Annotated in this window: 27 protein-coding genes; 10 read left to right on the top strand and 17 right to left on the bottom strand. The window is 63.1% G+C overall.

Going from position 1 to position 16,320, the window contains the following annotated elements; translation table 11 throughout:
• Positions 1-28 precede the first annotated feature (28 nt).
• The 4 genes from HMI59_RS22140 to HMI59_RS22125 form a co-directional block, all read right to left on the bottom strand.
• The gene (locus HMI59_RS22140) at positions 29-457 is read right to left on the bottom strand and encodes a hypothetical protein (RefSeq protein WP_193594244.1); all 429 of its coding nucleotides are present in this window, start codon (positions 455-457) and stop codon (positions 29-31) included.
• Positions 458-554: 97 nt separating this feature from the next.
• Positions 555-599, bottom strand: a complete 45-nt coding sequence (locus tag HMI59_RS26140) for a hypothetical protein (protein ID WP_370583597.1) — start codon at positions 597-599, stop codon at positions 555-557.
• A 227-nt stretch (positions 600-826) separates the two neighbouring features.
• A complete protein-coding gene (locus tag HMI59_RS22130) occupies positions 827-1,633 on the bottom strand; it encodes a GIY-YIG nuclease family protein (RefSeq protein ID WP_227471710.1) in 807 nt (268 codons plus the stop codon).
• Positions 1,634-1,819: 186 nt separating this feature from the next.
• The gene (locus HMI59_RS22125; RefSeq protein WP_193594242.1) at positions 1,820-2,389 is read right to left on the bottom strand and encodes a hypothetical protein; all 570 of its coding nucleotides are present in this window, start codon (positions 2,387-2,389) and stop codon (positions 1,820-1,822) included.
• A 113-nt stretch (positions 2,390-2,502) separates the two neighbouring features.
• Here HMI59_RS22125 and HMI59_RS22120 point away from each other — a divergent pair, with 113 nt between their 5' ends.
• Complete coding sequence (locus HMI59_RS22120) at positions 2,503-2,982, top strand: hypothetical protein (protein ID WP_193594241.1); 480 nt, start codon at positions 2,503-2,505, stop codon at positions 2,980-2,982.
• Positions 2,983-2,997: 15 nt separating this feature from the next.
• Here the strand turns inward: HMI59_RS22120 and HMI59_RS22115 are convergent, their stop codons facing one another.
• On the bottom strand, positions 2,998-3,588 hold the full coding sequence (locus HMI59_RS22115; RefSeq protein WP_193594240.1) for a hypothetical protein: 591 nt from the start codon (positions 3,586-3,588) through the stop codon (positions 2,998-3,000).
• 111 nt (positions 3,589-3,699) lie between these two features.
• Positions 3,700-4,344, bottom strand: coding sequence for a hypothetical protein (locus tag HMI59_RS22110; protein WP_193594239.1), 645 nt, complete (start codon positions 4,342-4,344; stop codon positions 3,700-3,702).
• Between the two features lie 92 nt (positions 4,345-4,436).
• On the opposite strand from HMI59_RS22110, the gene HMI59_RS22105 reads away from it, so the two are divergent.
• The gene (locus tag HMI59_RS22105) at positions 4,437-4,976 is read left to right on the top strand and encodes a PH domain-containing protein (protein ID WP_193594238.1); all 540 of its coding nucleotides are present in this window, start codon (positions 4,437-4,439) and stop codon (positions 4,974-4,976) included.
• Between the two features lie 231 nt (positions 4,977-5,207).
• On the opposite strand, the gene HMI59_RS22100 is transcribed toward HMI59_RS22105, so the two are convergent.
• Positions 5,208-5,531 (bottom strand): hypothetical protein, encoded by a 324-nt coding sequence (locus HMI59_RS22100; protein WP_193594237.1) that lies wholly within the window; start codon positions 5,529-5,531, stop codon positions 5,208-5,210.
• 219 nt (positions 5,532-5,750) lie between these two features.
• Positions 5,751-5,963, bottom strand: a complete 213-nt coding sequence (locus tag HMI59_RS22095; protein WP_193594236.1) for a hypothetical protein — start codon at positions 5,961-5,963, stop codon at positions 5,751-5,753.
• A gap of 242 nt (positions 5,964-6,205) precedes the next feature.
• Between HMI59_RS22095 and HMI59_RS22090 the strand changes: the two genes are divergently transcribed.
• The 3 genes from HMI59_RS22090 to HMI59_RS22080 are packed head-to-tail and all read left to right on the top strand — an operon-like array spanning position 6,206 to position 7,234.
• Positions 6,206-6,553 carry a hypothetical protein gene (locus HMI59_RS22090; protein ID WP_193594235.1) on the top strand — a complete coding sequence of 116 codons (348 nt, stop codon included), beginning with the start codon at positions 6,206-6,208 and terminating at the stop codon, positions 6,551-6,553.
• Positions 6,550-7,017, top strand: coding sequence for a hypothetical protein (locus tag HMI59_RS22085; RefSeq protein WP_193594234.1), 468 nt, complete (start codon positions 6,550-6,552; stop codon positions 7,015-7,017). The genes HMI59_RS22090 and HMI59_RS22085 overlap by 4 nt, the downstream gene beginning before the upstream one ends.
• 10 nt (positions 7,018-7,027) lie before the next feature.
• Positions 7,028-7,234 (top strand): hypothetical protein, encoded by a 207-nt coding sequence (locus HMI59_RS22080; RefSeq protein WP_193594233.1) that lies wholly within the window; start codon positions 7,028-7,030, stop codon positions 7,232-7,234.
• Between the two features lie 91 nt (positions 7,235-7,325).
• On the opposite strand, the gene HMI59_RS22075 is transcribed toward HMI59_RS22080, so the two are convergent.
• On the bottom strand, positions 7,326-8,183 hold the full coding sequence (locus tag HMI59_RS22075) for a hypothetical protein (RefSeq protein WP_193594232.1): 858 nt from the start codon (positions 8,181-8,183) through the stop codon (positions 7,326-7,328).
• Positions 8,184-8,447: 264 nt separating this feature from the next.
• Here HMI59_RS22075 and HMI59_RS22070 point away from each other — a divergent pair, with 264 nt between their 5' ends.
• The 3 genes from HMI59_RS22070 (at position 8,448) to HMI59_RS22060 (ending at position 9,570) form a co-directional block, all read left to right on the top strand.
• Positions 8,448-8,849 carry a hypothetical protein gene (locus HMI59_RS22070; protein WP_193594231.1) on the top strand — a complete coding sequence of 134 codons (402 nt, stop codon included), beginning with the start codon at positions 8,448-8,450 and terminating at the stop codon, positions 8,847-8,849.
• A 63-nt stretch (positions 8,850-8,912) separates the two neighbouring features.
• Positions 8,913-9,239 carry a hypothetical protein gene (locus tag HMI59_RS22065; RefSeq protein WP_193594230.1) on the top strand — a complete coding sequence of 109 codons (327 nt, stop codon included), beginning with the start codon at positions 8,913-8,915 and terminating at the stop codon, positions 9,237-9,239.
• A gap of 127 nt (positions 9,240-9,366) precedes the next feature.
• Positions 9,367-9,570, top strand: coding sequence for a cold-shock protein (locus HMI59_RS22060; RefSeq protein WP_193594229.1), 204 nt, complete (start codon positions 9,367-9,369; stop codon positions 9,568-9,570).
• 62 nt (positions 9,571-9,632) lie between these two features.
• On the opposite strand, the gene HMI59_RS22055 is transcribed toward HMI59_RS22060, so the two are convergent.
• A complete protein-coding gene (locus HMI59_RS22055) occupies positions 9,633-11,321 on the bottom strand; it encodes a CCA tRNA nucleotidyltransferase (RefSeq protein WP_193594228.1) in 1,689 nt (562 codons plus the stop codon).
• A 39-nt stretch (positions 11,322-11,360) separates the two neighbouring features.
• A complete protein-coding gene (locus HMI59_RS22050) occupies positions 11,361-12,014 on the bottom strand; it encodes a hypothetical protein (RefSeq protein ID WP_193594227.1) in 654 nt (217 codons plus the stop codon).
• A gap of 342 nt (positions 12,015-12,356) precedes the next feature.
• Between HMI59_RS22050 and HMI59_RS22045 the strand changes: the two genes are divergently transcribed.
• The gene (locus tag HMI59_RS22045; RefSeq protein WP_193594226.1) at positions 12,357-12,719 is read left to right on the top strand and encodes a hypothetical protein; all 363 of its coding nucleotides are present in this window, start codon (positions 12,357-12,359) and stop codon (positions 12,717-12,719) included.
• A complete protein-coding gene (locus HMI59_RS22040; protein ID WP_193594225.1) occupies positions 12,716-13,468 on the top strand; it encodes a hypothetical protein in 753 nt (250 codons plus the stop codon). The genes HMI59_RS22045 and HMI59_RS22040 overlap by 4 nt, the downstream gene beginning before the upstream one ends.
• 341 nt (positions 13,469-13,809) lie before the next feature.
• Here the strand turns inward: HMI59_RS22040 and dut are convergent, their stop codons facing one another.
• The 6 genes from dut to HMI59_RS22010 all read right to left on the bottom strand — a co-directional run bounded on the left by dut (position 13,810) and on the right by HMI59_RS22010 (position 16,298).
• On the bottom strand, positions 13,810-14,286 hold the full coding sequence (dut, locus tag HMI59_RS22035) for a dUTP diphosphatase (RefSeq protein WP_193594224.1): 477 nt from the start codon (positions 14,284-14,286) through the stop codon (positions 13,810-13,812).
• A gap of 10 nt (positions 14,287-14,296) precedes the next feature.
• Positions 14,297-14,455: a hypothetical protein gene (locus HMI59_RS22030; RefSeq protein WP_193594223.1), complete on the bottom strand. Its 159-nt coding sequence runs from the start codon at positions 14,453-14,455 to the stop codon at positions 14,297-14,299.
• Positions 14,456-14,458: 3 nt separating this feature from the next.
• Positions 14,459-14,929: a hypothetical protein gene (locus tag HMI59_RS22025; protein ID WP_193594222.1), complete on the bottom strand. Its 471-nt coding sequence runs from the start codon at positions 14,927-14,929 to the stop codon at positions 14,459-14,461.
• Between the two features lie 99 nt (positions 14,930-15,028).
• Complete coding sequence (locus HMI59_RS22020; RefSeq protein WP_193594221.1) at positions 15,029-15,616, bottom strand: hypothetical protein; 588 nt, start codon at positions 15,614-15,616, stop codon at positions 15,029-15,031.
• Positions 15,613-15,981, bottom strand: a complete 369-nt coding sequence (locus HMI59_RS22015; RefSeq protein WP_193594220.1) for a hypothetical protein — start codon at positions 15,979-15,981, stop codon at positions 15,613-15,615. The genes HMI59_RS22020 and HMI59_RS22015 overlap by 4 nt, the downstream gene beginning before the upstream one ends.
• Positions 15,978-16,298 (bottom strand): hypothetical protein, encoded by a 321-nt coding sequence (locus HMI59_RS22010; RefSeq protein ID WP_193594219.1) that lies wholly within the window; start codon positions 16,296-16,298, stop codon positions 15,978-15,980. Before HMI59_RS22010 ends, HMI59_RS22015 begins: the two co-directional genes overlap by 4 nt.
• Positions 16,299-16,320: the final 22 nt, after the last annotated feature.

Here is a 16,320-nt window from a genome sequence, read left to right as displayed (position 1 = left end):
ACCGCGGCGGCATACTCGGCCCAGGAATTCAGACGCTGGGGGACGTACTTGCCGAAGATGCTGCGTAGGTCCTCATAGATGCCAACGTGACGGGAGTGGCAGGGTTCTCGACGACGATGCCGCCGACGGGAACGAAGTAGGCCTGGTAGCCCAGTTCGAGCATCTGCTGGATGTCACCATTGAACTCGAACGGCGCCGAGCTAAGGCGGAAGAACTCCACCCCTTCGACCTCGACTCGCTCCAGAACATCGGCTTCTTCGTCGTTCCAGATGGTGTCCTGCGTGGTTGTATCAGCGAAATCGCGCCACAGGACATGTACCCGGTCCTTCTCCCACTTGAAGACGTTGAACTCCTCGGTGAGCAGGAGCTTGATGTCATCGCGGGAGATCAGGTAGCCGTCTCGAAGCACCGGTACAGGGACAGTGTGGTCAAAACTTATCCAGGCAATTTCGTGCATGGCCGGTACTCCTTGAGGGATGGCGCCGGCGGTCCGGCTGCTCTATGAGCCCATGTGTGAGGAAGGGCTCGCAAGTCTCCCCGCACGGGTCATGGACCTATTTCGGCTTTTCGCACGCCATGCCGTCACCGTCGGCGTCCAACTTTGCTGAATCCCCGGCTGCGCTCTTGGCAGAAGCGCCTTACCCGCCGACCGCACTGCGTCACAGTTCTTGTATGTGACGGTAAGCCGGCAGGAGTGCCCAATGTTGTCCTCGCTTTACGACGACGGAAACCGCCTGCGCTCACAGCTGTGTTCGTCTGCATGCTCAAACCAGGAAACATGCCTAGACACTGCTGTCACGGCGCCCATGACCTGAGCGCTAAGCCACTAACTAAGCGCCTCGTCCTCAAGCTGTTGGAAAGTCTTGCCCGACGGCGTCTTCCATGTGATTCTGCCGTTGATGTTTCCGCCCACGACAATGGCACCCGCAGTGCTCGGGCTGCTGAACAACTGGTCTTTCACGAAGACATAATCGTTGCCGCGGATCTCCACAATGCCCTGCTCTACGAGATCCTGGCGACGCCGGACAAGCGACGGGGAAAGAGACGAACGATGAGTTGCCTTGCCGATGGACCCGGCAAGCACCAAGAGCCCTTCAGTAGTAGGCCTTGCCCTGGCATCCGTCCCAGCTTCGCGGAAAACAAGCGTCTCAGCCACACCATCGCTTTGCGAGTCCCCTATGTGGATCTCCTTAACAGGCTCCAGTACCGGGTACCCAAGGGTGGTCAGCAGAACTGAGATGGTCTCGAGGTACTCGCGGCAGTCGGACTCCAGAGGTGCTGGTGTATGGGGATTCGAAGCGTCGTTGTCGTTGTCCAGGTCGTAGCGGCCGGCTTCGGTTGTCTTCTTGATCGCGGTCCATTCCATAAAGCCCGTGTGGGTGTTGGTCCAGGCATTGGTCAGCGAGACGGCGACAAGGGCATGATCCCAAAACTCTTTCTTTTCCGAGTGCTTCTTCAGCCTGTCTCCAACGGCTCCGGTCTGGCCTATATAGCAGGCTGGCTGGCCAGAAGACGAGGTTCCAAACAGGAAATAGACGCTGACCTGCTTAGCCTCCGGCATGCTCCGGAAATCCGGCAGCAGCGGTCGGGGCACTTCGAAGAGACGCACTGTGCGTGTGGTGATCTCAGCCATCCGAATTCCAGCAGGGTCGCCTTGCGGCAAGTAGATCTGAATTGTCTGAGGTAACGGCCTATCCCGAAGCATGCGTAAATCCTTCCACAGCAGTCGGTGTCAAGATTGCCTCTGATCGACCTTTTTCCAAGCAGAAGCGTGAGTGAGGCTCGCCGTCCGGTCTCTTTCGGACTCGGCGCCCGACCCCTAGTACGCCTCTACGAGCTCCAGCTGCGCGTAGGTGACCCGGTCCAGGCTGTCTCTGTCGAAGCGGTCGGAGTGCGAGTAAACGGTCCAGCGGTATTTGCCAGGAGTGACGTCGAAGACGGTGAACACGGTGAGTGCGTACCTTTCGTTGGCAGCTTCAACTTCCGGGCCGCCGTGGTCCAGCCAGCCCTGGTAATCAGTGAGCATAGTCGCCCACAGGTCCGTGCAGATTTTCGCGACGACAACCTCGTCGTCGTTGAACTCGGCTTCGTCTGTTTCCTCATTCCACGCCGGAGTCACGACCTGGATCAGGCCGTCAGGCAGCCGCGTGACACTGGGGCAGGTGTTGCCGACGAAGGCGTAGGCGACGTTGATCTCCGCGAACTTCTTCGCCCAGGCATCGAGGCCGGCCCCGTAGTTGATGGACATCGGAGGGTCAATCTCGAAGTACTTCACCGTGCGCAGATCGTCGGTGGCGATCAGGCGCCCAGAGGGGACACTGATCTCGATGACGGTGTTTTCGAGGAATGCCGGCGGCTGGTCGTAGTAGCCTCTGGCTGTCTGGGTCATGGCGGCTCTTTCTGGTTGACGGACGTGGGCCATCTGCCATGTGTGCGGAGCAGGCAATTCCCTGCCACGAAGCTACCGGGGCGGGTAAGTTGAGCAGGACAGGAGGATCGCTCATGGGCTACACCCATTACTTCCCCGGCTTGACCGCGACAGCCTGCGTAATTGCGGACGCCAGAAAGATCATTGCCGCCTCCCCTGTGACAATCTGCGGCCCGGACGGTCAGGGCTTGCCAATCCTGAACGAGGCCAAGGGTATCCGGCTGAACGGATTCGAGGCCGCCGGCGAGGCCTACGAAACGTTCCACCTGCCAGGAACCAAGCCGCCGCGTTACGCGGACATGTGGACCTTCTGCAAGACAGAGCAGAAGCCCTACGACGTCGTGGTCACCGCCATCCTGATCGCCGCGGCGGTCCGGGAGCCCAGGGTCGCCGCGGAGGCATTGGGCAGTGACGGTGACTGGAAGGATTGGACCGACGGGGTGGACCTGTTCGAGAAGGCGGTGCGCCCTCTCACCGAGGACGAAAAGATCGCCCTGGAGCTCAACGTCGAAGCTATGAGGCCAAGCCGATCCCCGTACCGCCCGGGAGCCTAGCGCTGCCGTGCAGTTCTATGGCGGCCCGCCTTTTCGAGTCAAGGCGATCACGCTTTGTTCGATGGAAGCGTCCAGATCGGCACGGCCGGCTTCAGGGTCATCGCCGTAAATCTTGATGTTCGTGTCCTCTTCGCCCACAAAGCCTGTCGCGGCGTACCAAGAGATGTATGGAAAGACCAGGGTCAGGCCACCTAGCGGCGCTTCGATGGCTTGATTAGCCAGGATATTCTCACGCATCTTGCTGAAGTAGAAGGGCGCACTGACTGTTACGCGATCCCTGTCGACATACCTGTGAGTGGTCTGCCAAAGCCTCCCGTCAGAGGATATTGCCAGCCCGAAGCGCGGCTCCATCGGCCACCCTTCAGCGAGTTTTCGCTGAAGCTTCTTTTGCCCTGCCCAAAACGTTTGTTTGAACTCCTCCTCGATAATGGGAGCAGCTGGCACCCTCTGGGATAGCAAGAACTTTGCCGCCTCGGAACATTTCGTCTGGAGTCGATTCAGCGCCTGCAGTGCTAGCGGAACTGATCGTTCGGCTGCCAGGGCACGTTGACTATCTTCCTGACGAGCCGCCGCCAGTTGTTGCTCGAAGTCATCCTGAAAGCCCATGTGGTCCTCACATCTCCGTCGTAGCGTTAGCGTACCAGCGCGCTTGGGGGCTGAGATGGCGAAGCAGAGGTGTGGCTGCGGCGTCACGTCGTATAAGCAGGCGAGCTGATGTCAGAGTATGGTGCGGGCCGCGAGGAATTCCCGAAGCGCTGTGGCCTCCAGCCCGTTACCACCTCTTCCCAACGCCTTGAGGACTCCACGGCTGCCTATCTCGTCGTGGATCGAAACACGGGCCATTGTTATCTCCTGTCCGTGAATCGCGTAAGCATCCTTCACTGCGTCGTAAAGGGCGCGTTGCTTCCACCGAGGCGATCCATTCCTATCAAAGACCCGTGGCGGGTCACCCGCGCCGAACATCTTCTCGGTCGAAGGACTGGTCCATTTTCCGCCGTATCCGCCGGCCTTCAGGCATTGGTTTTCGTGCAGGGAGCTGTAGTTGAGGTAGTCGCCGGCCCAAGGAAGGCTTTTCGACCAAGACAGCCGGTCCGTAAGTTTCCGGTAGCGGTTGAAATGCAGCTGCTCGTCGAATTCGATGAGCAGGCCGTCTGCGGTCGCGAAATCCCACTTCCCGCTGGTGAAGTCCAGGTAGCCCATTGTGCCTCCGAGCGCGCGGTGGAGGCTGACGATTTCATCCCGTGCATGCCCGGGCAGGCCCCTTGTCGTAGCAAGGACCTTGCGGTTGGTGGCTTGTTTTGACAGGACATCGTAGCCGGCCTTCACCAGTTCGGACCGGAATGCCTCAGCGAGTTCACCCATGCCGACAACCTAGCAGCCCGCGGCGGGTCTCCCTTGATCCCAGGATCTGCGCATGTTTCCGGGTAGCTGCTGCCCCACAGAACAGAGACACCATGGCCCGGACCCGACTCCGCACCGACATCAACATCGCCCGCGAACATGCCAGGCTCTCCCCCGGCAGCGGACGCGAACTTGCCCGCCTGCAGGAACTGCTCGGCGCTGACGAGATGGTGGAGGCGATGACTCAGGCCCGCTACCAGGGCTGCTTCGGTCTAGTTGTGCTCACCAACACCCGGCTGCTCTTCCTCTGCGACGGGATCATCTGGAAGGTCAGCGACACCATTCCTCTGGATCGGATCGGGATCATCCTGTGGCAGTCGGTCTTCGGCTTCGGCACGCTGACCGTCCACGTAGCCGGCGCACCGCTGCTGTTCACCGGGATCACCGGCCGCGGCGGCAGTGCTGTCCTCAAGGGGCTCCGCGCGCACGTGGCTGAGAACGCTGATCTCGAGCTTCGCACCCGGAAGAGCATCCTGGCCTTGGCCGCGCATCTCATGCCGGAGCCGGCGCCGGATGACATTTCCGTGCTGGATGAAGCAGCCCCGTCCCTGGATGTTCCTGTGACGGGGCCGGAGTACGCCGCCCAGATGTAGGGAGGCGCCCGTCTTTCCCGGCCGGTGAGGGGTTCCTGAGCCGCCGCACACATAGGGACCAAGACGGACGTTTACGTCATCGCCCGGGGGTTTTCAGACACTTTTACCCCGGGACCGAAGCGAAGGTTGAACCGGGGCATCTCCTACCTGCCCTGCTAAGGGACTTCCTGCGGCCGCTCATCAGGAACCGGGTCGGCATCGTAGCCGGCCCGGTCTTTTTGTGCCCGTGGTTCAGAAGGCCCCGCTGAACAGCCCGATGAGCCACGCCGCCGCCATCGAAGCGGGAATCAGGACCAGGGAAATACTGGCGGGCACGATGGTCCGGTCTTTTTGCAGGCCGGTGACTGCCAGGACAATCCCGAGGACAGCCAGCGGGATCACGGCGTTCAGGAGCACGCCTGCCATGAAGGACGGGCTGTCATGCCGAAGTGTGGCACCAGCCCACGACCCGAACGCCGCGAGGACGGCCAGGGCCATCACTATGAGCGAGGCTGTGCCGGACCGGTTGCCGCTGAGGGCCTCTCTCAGTGTGACGCTGTCCTTGCTGCGCTGCATGTCGGTGACCGTAGCAGGGCGTGCCGACTTTTTGTTGCGGCCGCAGGGTACACCAGCGCGGAACTGTGGCGCCGTACACAGGGTAAGTATGAGAGAAGTTACTTACCGCACGTTCCCGGACGGCACCCTGGTTGTCGAGGTCATCACCACGCAACTGCCGGTGGTGCAACCGGCCGTCGTCGAGCCCGACGAGCTTGCCGGCGCCTGAACGGGTCGGAGCTAGCCGAGTGCGCTGCGGATTTCGGCCCGTACCAGGCGTTCTGCATCATGGCCGAGGTCCAGGCCCAGTATGGCGTTGAGGGCCCTGGCCATTTTGGGCGCGGCGGCGACGAACTGCGCGACTTCCTCATCGTGGAGGTCAAGAGAGTCAAGATCGGACGGGGACCAGCGATCGGCGGTGTGCGGGTTGGCGAGGACGGCGGGAGCTGCCATGTGATGTCCTTAGGTAGTGCCGGATGCTTACAGCCAGCATGTGTGCGGCCGGAGGCTTCCCTGTCGTCACACGCCGGGCACTTCACCGGATGTTCATGACCCGTTCGCCGGCGGTCGAAATCATTGTTCCGGGCGGACTGTGGGACGGCGACATTAGGCAGCTGGTGTGCCAACCCTTTGGGAATCCTGCGGAAATGCCGGGCTGAGGGACAGATTCCGAGCCTGCCGCACACATATGGGGCATGAAATACGAGTCATGGTCTCTCGCGCCGGCCCGGCTTGGTCCTGTCCCTCTTGACCCGCGCCCGTTGAAGCACCCGAACTCTCCCGGCTTCCCGACCTCCGCCGTGGTTGCGCGCGCGTACGCGGCGGAAATCAAGGCCGACCGGGCCAAACGTGTCCCGTGGCGGAAGATCGCAGAGAAGATGTCCATCTCGAGGATCGAGGCGATCCGTCTGGCGCACAGCCTGGACGAGGTTCTCGACGAAATCCGGGAGGTCGAGGCAGCCGGAAATCAGCGGAAGGCCGTGCCGGACTCGCGGCCCGAAGTCCCCTCGTCGCCGTCGCTGCCGCTTAGGCTGGTGCGGTGAACCCGAGCCCGTCGCCGACTCCTGTGGATGTCTTCGTCCACACCGCTCCCCCAGCCGACTGGCAGGTGCTGGCTGCTTTCGCGCCCCTGCTGGCAGCAGTGATCGCTGCCCTTATCGCCGGTGCAGCACTGTGGCAGAAGTGGCGTGCGGACAACCGGGCCGAGTGGTGGCGCCGGGCGCAATGGGCCCTGGACGCTTCCATGTCGAATGAGCCCAAGCGGGCCGAAATGGGGCAGCAAGCCATCAACCTTTTGGGCAGCAGCAAACTGGCAACCCCCGAGGATGGTGCTCTGCTGAAAATCGGGACCGAGGATCCGCTCGAAGCTGCGTACAACGCCCAGTTGGCCGAAGCCGCGGACAATGTTGGCATCAGCGACGAAGCCGAGGCACGGCTCGAAAGAGTGGACGACCCGGAGACAAGGCGCGACAATGAGGGTGACAACAATGACGACACAGGAAGGTAGGAGGTCGACGATGGCCATGGCACACCCGGTAACTCACCGCAGGCACGCCCAATCAAACGCGGACTCAATCGCACCCTCCCGCCGCCCGGCGTCCGTGAGCCCGCAGGACCGGAAGGTCCAGATCGCTGCCGCCAAGGCGAGGATCACGCTGGACAAGCTCACCGGCGACGTCACTCCCGATTGGATCATCGCCTTGTCCAAGGAAAAGCCGGAATAACTCCCGGCCAAAGAACCTAGAAAGCCAGCCCCGTCCCTGACAGGGCTGGCTCTATTCTTTCGAGGCCGCCTTCGTGACAGGCCTCGGGTCCTTACCTGCCGGCATTGCACATGACCATGGAATAGGCGCCCGTTGAAGTCTGCGTGGAAATTTCATTCCCATCGCGGAAGATGCGGCAGGTTATGCTGCCCGTGGCGCCGCTGCCTTGGGCGCTGACTCCAAGGGACCAAAACCCGTAGGTTGACTCGAAACTTGATGCAGCAAATTCATAGGTCTTTTCTACAGGTCCCCACACTTCGTCGCTTGCTTGCTCCTGCCCCATTTTGTTGCCAACGAAGTTAGTGTAGGTAATCAGACCGATTGGCCCGTCGGCTTCGACAACGTACTTGACCACTGATTGTTTCGGCTTCGGTGGGGTGAACGTCGGAGTTGGAGTAGCGGATGGACTTACGGGTATAACTGCTGGCGCGCTTGATGGTGCCAGGCTGCTTTCCGCACTTGGCGACGGCCTTGGCGTTGGAGGGTTATCCGGGTTTGGAATCAGGTTTAGCTGTATAACGGGGTTCGCGGCCAAGTCTGTGCCATCGGCGGCAATCGTTGACTGCACTAGGTATTTGTCCAAGTCGTCAGGCCCTACCGCCCCCGGGTAGGACTGACCGTCGACATAATAGTGGTAGTTGTAGAAACCAGCCTCGCTGAGAGAAATCGTTGCCTCGGCTAGCAACTTGCCCGCGACATCCGGAAGCCCTTGCGACGTTGGTGCCTGCGAACTTGGGGATGATCCAGAGACAGTCGAAGTTGCAGCGCAACCTGTCAGAGCCAAGGCCAATGCCAATCCAACGATGCCCTTGCACGCAGCCGCGTTCATACGATTACCCCCATTTTCCGGACTCCAAGAAACAACAATCTCCGGCCCACCGATACCGGTACCGATTTCATCTTGCATCATAAGCAACCCCGGCGCCGTGACTCTCACCGGGAATTTTGGTTACGGGTCGCTAAAACAGTGACCGATTGTCATTGGTTGGTTCGGAATGTTCAGGAGCAGGTTCTACTGCCTGTGCTCCCCCTCCTGCGGGCGGCGCGATACACAGGATCTCCCGCTTTGGTCCCGGGACCATCGCATTCAAGAAGCCCGGACCCACCGGTGCTAAAAAACTGTGATGCCGCACACATGCAAGGCAATCACCGCCAAGGGCACCTGGAGCAACACATGACCGCCATGATGAACGACCTGATGGTCGAATCGTTCGGAAGCCTGCCGCCGTCGCCGACATCGTGCCCGGCAGAGGATGGCGGCGCGCCCGTTCTGACCGTCACGGTCAATGCTCAAACGGTTCTCACCATCGCACGCCGCCTGCACGACAGCACCTGTGTCGCTGCCGCGCAATGCGACGTCCGCGACTACCACGCCCTGGACACGTACGAAGCTGATGTCAAGACCATGCTGGGCGCAATGGTGGCGGCCAGCACCGACGGTGACAGCCCCGACCTGAGCACCTGCCGCAACACAGCCGAGCGCCGCTGGTTCCAAGGCAAGTGGTGGTGCGAGAAGTGCAGCACGGAGGTCCAGTTCAGGGTCGGTTCCGGCTGGGTACATCTCATCAAGCGGTGACCGAACCGAGGATCGGGCCACAGGCGGAGATGCTCCTCGGCGAATGCCGCACACATTGCGGTCATGACCACCCTCAACATCCCGGTCCTGTCCGGCTTCCGGCAGTCGAGCGTCAGCCTCGCCGGCTCCTTCCCTGTCAGGGCGTGGCTCGGCCCCGACGGTGAAGCGGCGGTTGTGGTGCCACACATGGATCTGCTCCGGATGGTCCGCCAGGAACCGCTCCTGCGCGCAACCTTCCTGGCCGACGGCGCCGTGCTGTCCCAGCCGGGCAGCGACTACCTGGCGGCCCTGCCGTCGGTGTTCCTGGAGGGTGTGGGCCTCAAATGCTACGACCTGCGCGGCGCAGGCCTCCCCCTCCGCGAGGCTTCTGTCCTGCCCGCCGCCGCATAGCCCGCCCTTCCGCTCCGGACGTAATCCCTTGCCGGGGCCAGACACGCCCACATAGGCTCAAGCCTGTGAGCGGCCGGGACGGTTTCCGACAAGCGGAAGTGACCGGCGGCCAGTGAAGGATGCAGGGATGGCACAAGGTACGGTCAAGTGGTTCAACGCCGAAAAGGGGTTTGGTTTCATCGCCCCCGACGACGGAAGCGCTGATGTGTTCGCACACTATTCGGCGATCGCTACCCGCGGTTACCGCACGCTGGAGGAAAACCAGAAGGTGGAATTCTCAGTCACCCAGGGACCGAAGGGCCCTCAGGCAGAAAACATCCAGCCGCTCTAGCAGAACCCGAAAGAGGCTGCCCGGCCAGTGTTGTCCGGCCAGCCTCTTTTCCGTGTCCAGGCCTATGAGGCCACTGCCGCCTGCTCAGCTTCCCGCTTGGCCGCCCGCAACGCCCTGGCCTCAGCTTTCTGAATCGCGGCTCGGGCTTTCGTCGCGGCCGCAATTTCGGCAGAGCGCTTGGCCTGTGCGGCCTCAAGTTTCTGCAGCCGGCGCCGGGCCTCCTTCATGACGGCTTCCTCGTAGGCTGCCAGCCAGTCCCTGGCGCCGTCCTCATCGCTGAACGCCCCGTCGTCCTGGGCTTCCTCGGACAAACCCACGATGACGGCCCACAGCTTTCCCCTGGGGACGCCGGCGTCAGCCAGATGGTGTCCTTTGAGCATGGCCCTGCCGATGGCCTTCTCGTTGCCGATCCGGTCCGCGACAGCCAGCCAGTCCGGAACATAGTTCCGCGTGTGCCGGGCGCCCTCGCCGCGGCCGGCTTTGTCCGCCTCCACCAGCAGCGACCACTGCTTCAAAGTAGGCCCGCCGCCGGCATGGTCCAAGCGGCGCAACAGCCGGCGCACTGCTGAGGGGCTGATCTCGACGCCACCGCCCGGGGTGTGGCACATGTGCTCCCGGATCAGGGGCAGGATCTTCTCGTGGAACCGTCCCGGGGCCCCAATGCGTTCCAGAAAGTCCCTGGCCGGCGCGACCCCGGTTTCGTGGTGGCCGCCGGAGGTAATGGTGCCGTCGCCCTTGACCTTGGTGGAGTGGGCCTTGCCGAAGTCGTGGGTGATCGCGGCGAGGACCAGCATGGACGTCTCGTCCTCGTCCAGGCCTTCGCGGCGGGCAATTGCCGCCGCCTGGTCACCGGCCAGCCCGAGGTGCACGATCACCTCCCCTTCAGGGTGCCAGATGGGGTCCTGAGGGACGCCTCGGGTCGCCGCCAAGCCGGGGAAGTGCTGCTCCCAGCCTGAGGCGTGCAGCGCATTCAGCGCCCTGGAGATGTGAGTGCCTTCGGTGCTGAGCTTGCGGAACTGCTTCCAGATGCCGTCCTTGTGCAGCTGGTGGAATGCCGGCGCCATCTCCCGGCACAGCTCTGCCGTTTCCGGGGCCAGCTCCATGTTGAACCGGCCGGCAAATTGCATGGCACGGAGCACTCGAAGCGGGTCCTCGCTGAAGTGCTCGCCTGGGTGGCGGAGGATGCCTGCTTCCAGGTCGGCGCGGCCGCCGAGCGGGTCCACGAGCTCCCCCGTTTCTGAGTCCCACCCCATGGCGTTCATGGTGAAGTCGCGCCGGGCGAAGGCGGTCTCGAACGGCATGTTCGGGTCGGTATCGACGACGAATCCTCGGTGGCCTTCGCCGGTCTTGTTGTCTTGCCGGGGCAGCGCAACGTCGAAGTCCTGGCCGTTCAGGGACGTGTTGAAGACTCCAAACTCCAGGCCGAATTCGTTCACGTCCCCCGGCAGCGCGTTGCGGACCTCCTCTTTGGACAGCCCGTACACCTCGATGTCGACGTCCAGGGAGTCCACGGTTCCGCCCCGGGTCCGTGAGAGCAGCCCGTCGCGGACGGCGCCACCTACGATGAGGGGCCGGCCTCCGGCGGTCCTCAGCGCCTCAAGGACCTGTTCGGTTTCCGGGGTGAGCTCAAGCAGGTTGGGGATGATGTCCCACGGCTGCCGCAAGGTAAGAGCTACCTCCGAATGGGCGTCGGAGGCGAACTGGCCGCCCACGGGGATGCCTTTAGGCTGGCGGGCCTGTTGTGTGGTCATGTCCATAATGTGTACGGCGGCACTGTATTACGGGGTCCGTCACTGTTTGGCCCAGTCTCCGCAGCCGTCGGTGTCGAAAGTCTGGCCTTCGAGGAGAGTGACCATCGGGAAGCCGCCTTTCACGAGAAGGTCATAAGCGATGTAGTCGCTACCGTTGCTTCCAGTGCGGGTAATCTTCCAGGAGCAGTTGCCGACCACTTCCTTGGTGGTCCGGTAGTTTCCCGGGATGACGTCTTTGCCGACAGTCCATACGCCCTCTTTGATCGTCGACTTGGCGGCTTCAGCCTGCGCCGTTCCTGCAGCAGCCTCCCGAGCCTTTACTGCCTCCTCGGCCTTTTTTACCGCCTCCTCACGGGTGGCAAGTTTCGCTGCGGCGTCTGCTTCCAGCTGTGCGCTTGTTGTCGGTGCAGCCATATTGCGTTGGCTTCGTTCGACGCCGGCGGCCACGCCGCCGACAAGAAGTGCCGCCGCACCGGCCACCAACACCGCCACTGCGGCATTCCGGCCAGGTAATGCGGCCCAGGATGGGCGTTTGAAGATCAGCGAATACAGGCCTGTAAGGAGGGCTGCAATCCCGAGGAAGATGAGGATGGATTCGCCGTGGCCGCCTGTGGCGTTCCCCAGAACCATCAGGGCGAGCAATGCACCGACAATCCAAAACGAGGGGCCGAAGCGGCCCTTGGGGCTGGGCATACTCGGGGCTGGACCGTAAGGCGGCGGTGGACCTCCGAAGCCCTGCTGTGAGGCTCCACGGTATGGGTCTTGGGGAGAATGTGGCCAGCGGCCGTCTGGGCCGTTCTGCGGCTGCGGGTTCGGCGGTACGTTCGGGTCGTTTGTCATTTGGATGCCCCCAGGAAAAAGTCTGCGGCGCGTTTGCGCCGACGCAAGGTTAGCACCGGCCATCTCAGGGCCTATGAATCGGCGAGTAACAGAGGCAGCGGTTAAAAAGCTGCCGGTCGCCTGGCGAGCGATTATGGGGCCGCCGCACACATAGCGCCTGAGAAGTACACCCGCCCCGAAATGAGGACACCCTCAATGACCACCCTCACCGCCGTTCCATCCCCTGCACAGATTCCGGCAGTTCAGCAGAATGCCACCCTGTACCTCCAGTCCCGGGCACTGACCGGCATCAAGCAACACCTGCTGGCCGGCGGAACCGACACTGAGTTCATGCTCCGCCTTGCCAGCAATGCTTTGCGCGAGACGCCACCGGAGGATGCCCCCGACGCGGACACGCGGCGGCATGCCCGGGGCCTGAAAGCAATACACCGGCATCTGACGGTCGGCGGCACGGACCGGGCCATCCTTGTCGGTCTGACCGTGAACGCTTTGACCGGCTACAGCCCGGCGACCGTGAAGGAAGCCAACGAGATCGCTGAAGAGAGGGCCGCCGCATGATCCGGAACAACTCCGAGTACATGCGGGAGGACGGGTCCCCGCGTTACGGAATCAGGACCACGGGCCTGGAAGCCTTCGCTGAGGCACCTGCTCGGCCGTTGGTCACGGTCGCCCAAACAGCAGATGCCGCCGCCCAGTTGGACGGTGCCGAATTGAAGCTCGCTGCGGAGCACCGCTACGTCCTGGACCTGTTTAAGGAGGACGCGGAGGTGATCTCTTCCCTTCGCGAAGCCCACGCGGAAGAGCTGAAGCTGGCTGAGGCTGCGGTGGAGGCCCGGCTGGCTTCGCCCTGGACCTGGATGTCCGCTGCCAAGAGGTCCTACATCGAGTCGACGATCGACGACGCTGAGAAGGCTGGCACCATGGTCAGCCAGCTCGCATCCTTGCTGATGTCCATGGGCATCTCAGTCGGCAGTCTCGTCATCATGATCGGCATGGTAATCCTGCAGGTACCGCCGCTGCCGTACCTTGGCGTCTGCCTTGTGATGCTGCTCGTCCTCGTCCCGATCCGCAGGAAGCTGGATCGGGCCACAGACCGGACCACCCTTCCGCATGACGTCAGTAAGGACGAAGCCCAGGTCTTCTGGGACGACGTCGTGAACGCCACCTTGCTGGCCGTCCTCCAGAACAAGGGCGTCGAGGTTGACCTTGCCACCGCCGCGTCGCTGACCCGCGGCTGGAACCACACCCGCTACGTCTCTACTGTCGCCCAGGAGTTGCGCAGCAACCACGCAGCACCGCGCACGTAACCGTCGCTCTGCTCGAAAAACCGCCGAGCCGTACACAGACAGACAGAAGGGGCATAGGCCCCGGACGCAAAGAAACCCCGGAACGTTGCAGGTTCCGGGGCTTCTTCTCGTGGCAGACCTTTTCCGGTGGGTAGTCGGCTGCTGCATAAACTGATTCAAGGCTTGTCAGGCCACCCTACGGTCTTTCCTGACGTGCTGCAGTCCACACATTAGCAGGAGCATCCGACATCCTGGCAAGCCCCCGATTGTCTTCGCGCTGTCGCCGGCTGGCCGGTGAACCTGCAGGTCAGGGCGAGAAAAGGGCCCGTGGCGTCGTCCGCCACAGGCCCTTTTGGGTGCATCTATCGGGCGTTGAAGCCGCCGGTGGATCCGAAGCCGCCGGCACCGCGCTCTGAGCCGGGCAGTTCATCGACGATCCGGAAGTCCGCGATTTCGATGCGCTGGATGACGAGCTGGGCGATCCGGTCTCCTCGGTTGATGCGGAAGGCCTCGGTCCGGTCCGTGTTCAAAAGGCAGACGGAGATCTCGCCGCGGTAGCCGGCGTCAATGGTTCCCGGTGCGTTGACCACGGTGATGCCGTGTTTGGCGGCCAGACCCGACCGGGGGTGGATAAGTCCAACGGTGCCGAACGGCAGGGTCACGGACACCCCGGTAGGGACGAGGCGCCGCTCGCCCGGTTCCAGGACCAGGTCGATGGTGCTGCGCAGGTCCGCCCCGGCGTCGCCGGGTTGGGCGTAGGAGGGTGCCTCGATCCCGGCGTCAATGCGCTTCAGCTGGACGTCCAGGGTGGTTTCTACAGCTGTGGGTGCAACGGTCATGGTTCTTCTTTCAGTAGGAGCCGGCGGCGCGCTCGTGGCGCAACGCGGCTTTCTTTTCTTTGGCCTTGGCGCTCTTCTTGGCTTTCCGGCGCGCGGCGGGCGAATTGCAGCACGAGCAGCCGTTCATCCCGAGCCCGTCGACGGCGCAGCTGCGCCCGTTTTTCAACATGGTCTACCCTTCGATCTGCAGGAGCGGTTTGACGGTTCCGGTGCGGTACGCGAGTTCTACCGCCTCGGAGGTTTCTTCCAAGACTGTCCGCCCGTTGGGCAGGACGATGTGCGCCAGGAACTCCTGCTCGAAGGACACGATGCCTGCGGCGACGGCTTCGAGCTTGGCCTTCACGACCAGGTTCAGGGCCCGCCAGGATTGACGGACCGCCTGCTCGTATTCCTTCTCGGCAGCTTCCGGGGTGCGTTTCTGGTTCTTCGCCGGTGTGTGGGTGAAGCGCCGTTCGTTGCGGTCCGGTAGAGGCAGTACGAAGCGGATCTGGCGGCCTTCGGCGGTGAACGCCAGTGCGGTCCGGTTTTCCTGCCAGCCGTACATGAAGGATGTCGCCCCGTAACGGGCGAGTGTCCGCTCGATTTCGGCCCGGGAAGCGGAGCTGTCCACGGAGGTGCCCTGGGCGTAGCGAGCAGCTGTCATGGTTCCTTTCCGGTGCGTTGTTCGGCGTTCACTGGTCCTATGCGGAGCCAGGAGTGACGGCCCTTATGTGTGCGGCATCGCCCGCCGGAGTACCCGCGCTCAAACTGTCCGGGCGCCCAGTTCTTTCTCCTGCGCCAGGTGGTAGGCGTACTCCTCTTCCATCTGCTGCGGTGTGGTCAGGACGGCGCCGGAGTTGAGGTCGCGGAGGAACGCAAGGACCCGCTGCTTGGGCGTCGGTTGCGGGTAGCGTGCGTTCTCACCGTCGTTGACGGGGTAGAGCCGGTAGGTCGTGGCCCAGGCGCTCTCGAACCCTTCCCAGAGGGCGTTGCCGCGGGCGTCATTGCCGCCCATGTTGAACAGGTGGCCGAAGAAGCAGTTGGTGGAGCCGTCGGCAGACCGGACCGTGTCGACCTGCCAGGCGTCCTCGTCGGTGGCTTCCATGTATGCGATGACCGGGTCCAGGCGCCGCAGCTTCAGCCCCGCCCACTCCACGTCGCTCAGCTCGGGGCACTCGTCCGCCGGGTGGATCGAGCGCAGGGTCTTCGCGCGCCCGAACGGGTGCTGGTCGCAATCCGGGTGAACGTTGTCGGCATCGACCAGGCCGCACGTCGTCTTGGGGCAGGGGCAGTTGTCTTCCATCGGTGTGCCGTGCCCCGGCCAGGAACGCCCGATGTGCAGCGAAGTCACCGCGCCTCCCCGTTCCAGACGTAGGTGGCGGTTCCGTCCGAGTGCTTGGCCAGGACCTCTCCTGAGGTGTACGGCCAGCCGTCCCCGGTCGAGGTGGTCAAGAAGAACCAGCCGGCAGGCATCCGCCGGAAGAACCGGTCGACCCGGCGTTGGCCGGCACTCATCACGATGCGGATGACCGACCCGATCGGGAGGGCGTCCAGTTCCTCCGGGGTGCTGAACTCCGACTGGAGGAACACCCCGGAGTCGAGGAGGCTGGTCGCGACGTAACGGTCCATGGGCGCCGGATTGGAGCCTGCGGGCAGTCCGGCGCGCCTTGAGTACACGTCAGCGATCAGGTGCGCGATGGCATCCGCGGGGCTCATGCCGCGCGCCCTACTTTGCGCTGTGCTGCGGCAGCGGGCACCCGCACGGGCAGGCGGTTCCCGTGGCTGTCCACGAGGCCCATCCGGGCAGCTGCGATGCGCTGGCGCCGTTCCCGGCCGGCGAGGAAGGAGTTCAGGCCCGCTATGGTGTGCTGGAGGTGCACGTCTTTGCGGCCGTTCGGCAGGGGCGGCGCCGTCTCGGCGGTCACTGCAGGCTTGGGCTGGCTGCGGTTCTGGTTGCTCCGGTCGCCGGGCCCGTTCGGCTGGACGCAGGACTTGCATTTGCCCGAGTGGCCCCACGCCATCGTGCCGGGCATCTCCTTGAGGAGGACGCCGCGC

Origin of the sequence: Paenarthrobacter sp. YJN-5, from assembly GCF_015040095.1 — a bacterium.
Lineage (GTDB): Bacteria > Actinomycetota > Actinomycetes > Actinomycetales > Micrococcaceae > Arthrobacter > Arthrobacter ureafaciens.
This window is presented reverse-complemented; position numbering and strand designations above follow the sequence as displayed.

Excerpts from the sequence above, each read along its gene's own strand:
- HMI59_RS22075 (WP_193594232.1), bottom strand. The coding sequence starts at position 8,183 with ATGATGCAAGATGAAATCGGTACCGGTATCGGTGGGCCGGAGATTGTT.
- HMI59_RS22015 (WP_193594220.1), bottom strand. The coding sequence starts at position 15,981 with ATGAGCCCCGCGGATGCCATCGCGCACCTGATCGCTGACGTGTACTCA.
- dut (WP_193594224.1), bottom strand. The coding sequence starts at position 14,286 with ATGACCGTTGCACCCACAGCTGTAGAAACCACCCTGGACGTCCAGCTG.
- HMI59_RS22060 (WP_193594229.1), top strand. The coding sequence starts at position 9,367 with ATGGCACAAGGTACGGTCAAGTGGTTCAACGCCGAAAAGGGGTTTGGT.
- HMI59_RS22130 (WP_227471710.1), bottom strand. The coding sequence starts at position 1,633 with ATGGCTGAGATCACCACACGCACAGTGCGTCTCTTCGAAGTGCCCCGA.
- HMI59_RS22105 (WP_193594238.1), top strand. The coding sequence starts at position 4,437 with ATGGCCCGGACCCGACTCCGCACCGACATCAACATCGCCCGCGAACAT.
- HMI59_RS22045 (WP_193594226.1), top strand. The coding sequence starts at position 12,357 with ATGACCACCCTCACCGCCGTTCCATCCCCTGCACAGATTCCGGCAGTT.
- HMI59_RS22040 (WP_193594225.1), top strand. The coding sequence starts at position 12,716 with ATGATCCGGAACAACTCCGAGTACATGCGGGAGGACGGGTCCCCGCGT.
- HMI59_RS22055 (WP_193594228.1), bottom strand. The coding sequence starts at position 11,321 with ATGACCACACAACAGGCCCGCCAGCCTAAAGGCATCCCCGTGGGCGGC.
- HMI59_RS22080 (WP_193594233.1), top strand. The coding sequence starts at position 7,028 with ATGGCCATGGCACACCCGGTAACTCACCGCAGGCACGCCCAATCAAAC.
- HMI59_RS22125 (WP_193594242.1), bottom strand. The coding sequence starts at position 2,389 with ATGACCCAGACAGCCAGAGGCTACTACGACCAGCCGCCGGCATTCCTC.
- HMI59_RS22090 (WP_193594235.1), top strand. The coding sequence starts at position 6,206 with ATGAAATACGAGTCATGGTCTCTCGCGCCGGCCCGGCTTGGTCCTGTC.
- HMI59_RS22140 (WP_193594244.1), bottom strand. The coding sequence starts at position 457 with ATGCACGAAATTGCCTGGATAAGTTTTGACCACACTGTCCCTGTACCG.
- HMI59_RS22070 (WP_193594231.1), top strand. The coding sequence starts at position 8,448 with ATGACCGCCATGATGAACGACCTGATGGTCGAATCGTTCGGAAGCCTG.
- HMI59_RS22120 (WP_193594241.1), top strand. The coding sequence starts at position 2,503 with ATGGGCTACACCCATTACTTCCCCGGCTTGACCGCGACAGCCTGCGTA.
- HMI59_RS22025 (WP_193594222.1), bottom strand. The coding sequence starts at position 14,929 with ATGACAGCTGCTCGCTACGCCCAGGGCACCTCCGTGGACAGCTCCGCT.
- HMI59_RS22095 (WP_193594236.1), bottom strand. The coding sequence starts at position 5,963 with ATGGCAGCTCCCGCCGTCCTCGCCAACCCGCACACCGCCGATCGCTGG.
- HMI59_RS22110 (WP_193594239.1), bottom strand. The coding sequence starts at position 4,344 with ATGGGTGAACTCGCTGAGGCATTCCGGTCCGAACTGGTGAAGGCCGGC.
- HMI59_RS22115 (WP_193594240.1), bottom strand. The coding sequence starts at position 3,588 with ATGGGCTTTCAGGATGACTTCGAGCAACAACTGGCGGCGGCTCGTCAG.
- HMI59_RS22050 (WP_193594227.1), bottom strand. The coding sequence starts at position 12,014 with ATGCCCAGCCCCAAGGGCCGCTTCGGCCCCTCGTTTTGGATTGTCGGT.
- HMI59_RS22100 (WP_193594237.1), bottom strand. The coding sequence starts at position 5,531 with ATGCAGCGCAGCAAGGACAGCGTCACACTGAGAGAGGCCCTCAGCGGC.
- HMI59_RS22030 (WP_193594223.1), bottom strand. The coding sequence starts at position 14,455 with ATGTTGAAAAACGGGCGCAGCTGCGCCGTCGACGGGCTCGGGATGAAC.
- HMI59_RS22010 (WP_193594219.1), bottom strand. The coding sequence starts at position 16,298 with ATGCCCGGCACGATGGCGTGGGGCCACTCGGGCAAATGCAAGTCCTGC.
- HMI59_RS22065 (WP_193594230.1), top strand. The coding sequence starts at position 8,913 with ATGACCACCCTCAACATCCCGGTCCTGTCCGGCTTCCGGCAGTCGAGC.